This is a genomic window from Flavobacterium sp. UBA4854, from assembly GCF_002399805.1.
GTDB lineage: Bacteria > Bacteroidota > Bacteroidia > Flavobacteriales > Flavobacteriaceae > Flavobacterium > Flavobacterium ginsengisoli.
Genome location: NZ_DHEI01000120.1, coordinates 35,863 through 38,184, shown reverse-complemented (window position 1 = coordinate 38,184; position 2,322 = coordinate 35,863). Strand labels below are relative to the sequence as shown.

Sequence of the window (2,322 nt, the reverse complement as noted above, 5' to 3'; positions counted from 1 at the left end):
TACGAAGAAAGCAAATTCGGATTGGCGCCAGAAAATGTTTTGTCTTTCATTAAAAAAATAAAAACATACGAAACCTTAAATATTAAAGGTTTAATGAGTATCGGACTTTTGGATGTTGAAAAAGAAAAAATGATTCCGTCTTTACGACTTTTAAGAACCATAAGAGATGAAATATATTCTGAAGGAATTGAAGGTTTACAAGATTTGAAACTTTCTATGGGAATGTCTCAAGATTTAGAACTCGCCATTGCAGAAGGCTCTAATATGGTAAGAATTGGCACTTCAATCTTTGGAAACCGTTTTTTAGGAAAAGAAATCTGGAACGAAAACATTGCAGAATAAAACTTAATTTTGCAGCAAATTAAATGCAGATGAACCTGAATGATCTTACCGTAATTGATACTGAAAAAATTGCTTTAGACGATTTGTTTTTTAGTAATGAAAATAAAGCCGCTTTGCTTCAGATAATCAAGGAACATCAATATATTGAAGAATTAAAACAATACAATCTTAAAGTTGACAATAAGATTCTATTGCATGGAAGTTCTGGCTGCGGTAAAACGACAACAGCAAAAGCAATTGCCAATGCTTTAAATAAAAAGATAATTATTGTAAACCTCAGCACTGTGGTCGATTCTAGAATTGGCGAAACTTCTAAAAATCTAAAAGCTATTTTTGATAAGGCTATTCGCGAAAGAGCCGTATTATTTTTGGATGAATTTGACCAAATCGGAAAAAGCCGTGACAGCGATGATAAAGATGTTGGCGAAATGAGACGTTTGGTAAACACAATCATTCAGCTTTTTGATTATTTCCCTTCTGATAGTTTATTGATCTGTGCAACGAATCATTACGAAATAATAGATAGCGCATTACTGCGAAGATTTCAGCTTCGCTTAAAATATGAAATGCCTTCAGAAAAACAGCTGGATATTTATTACGATAAAATCGTAAGCACGTTTCCAGAACATTTCCAGAACATCCAAAGAAAATATTCTGTTTCTTATGCCGAAGCTTTAGATTACACCAATACTACAATGAAAAGGCAGATTATTGCTGCTTTAGATTCTAAATAAAAATGAGAAAACCCGCTGACACTACAGCGGGTTTTCGTTTGGCGGAGTTTTATATAATAGAATGAATAGTGTTCTTAATTTATAGTCCTCTTGTCAACCAACCTCTTTTGTTGGCTGTTGCAATGGCATAAGGTGCAATCCAGAATAAACTGAAAGTGTAGAAAACACTATAAGAATAAGCCCAGAAAGATTCTGCAAGCGTATATCTTTTTGCGTAAAATGCCATCGAAAATGTTGAGAACATTAATATAGCAACCAGAGTTGAACTAATGAATAATATTGGGTGAACTGCAATAAAGTAGAACATGAATAAAAAGAACGGATATGTCATTGCAATTTTAAAAAACTGATTTAAAAACAGCATTCTAGGTCCAAATTTCGATTCTTTTCTAAAATCCTTGAAAACATATTTTGCCATCATAAGATTTTCGCGAACATTACTTCTCGCCCATCTAATAAACATTTTGTATAATCCTTTGTATTCTTCTGGAACATTAGTTAATACCACTGCATTTCTTTGAAATTTCACTTCTAAACCTTGTTTCAAAATCATATTGGTAAGAGCACGATCTTCTCCAATATCTGATGGCTGCCCCATAAAAGTTTGGTTGATCCATTCTGGCAGACAGTTAAAAACTGCATCTCTTCTGTAAGCTGCCAAAGCTCCTGGCGTACATAACACAGAACCCAATTGGCTTTCTGCAGAACGTTGAAATTCGAAACTCATTACAAAACTTACGTTAAGCATTTTTGGTAAAATCGCTTTTTTATTGTTCAAAACCTGAACGTTTCCTGCAACTGCACCACATTTTTTATTTACCACAAATGGGCTAACTAAGTTTCTTAAAGTATCTTTTTTTACTATAGAATCACTATCTACAGTTACGAAGATTTCTCCTGTTCCTAATTTGAAACCTCTGTATAAAGCCTGACGTTTTCCTTGGTTTTTAGGCTGCTGAAAAATCGTAACACGATCTCCTAATTTTGCTTTTGCTTCTTGCATCCAGTACCAAGTATCATCTTTACTTCCATCGTCAATAGCAAGAAGCTGCAGTTTTTCTGCTGGATAATCGCTTTCTGCAAGACTTAATAAAGTGTCCCAAACTAGTTTTCCTTCATTGTATGCCGGAACGATAATCGTACAAGTTGGCAATAAATCATCTGATACTGATGGAATAGCTTTGTATCTTAAGTACAAATAAGAACTGTACAAGAAAACCCCTGTTTGGTAGAAAAATAAAAGTGT

At 33.8% G+C, this 2,322-nt stretch carries 3 protein-coding genes; 2 read left to right on the top strand and 1 reads right to left on the bottom strand.

Annotation, left to right across the window (positions count from 1 at the left end; all coding sequences use genetic code 11):
- Positions 1-342: alanine racemase (locus B3J44_RS17710; RefSeq protein WP_286970037.1), on the top strand; the 342-nt coding region annotated here is incomplete at its 5' end.
- A gap of 29 nt (positions 343-371) precedes the next feature.
- Complete coding sequence (locus tag B3J44_RS17705) at positions 372-1,076, top strand: AAA family ATPase (protein ID WP_286970036.1); 705 nt, start codon at positions 372-374, stop codon at positions 1,074-1,076.
- 79 nt (positions 1,077-1,155) lie between these two features.
- Here the strand turns inward: B3J44_RS17705 and B3J44_RS17700 are convergent.
- Positions 1,156-2,322: glycosyltransferase (locus B3J44_RS17700; protein WP_286970034.1), on the bottom strand; the 1,167-nt coding region annotated here is incomplete at its 5' end.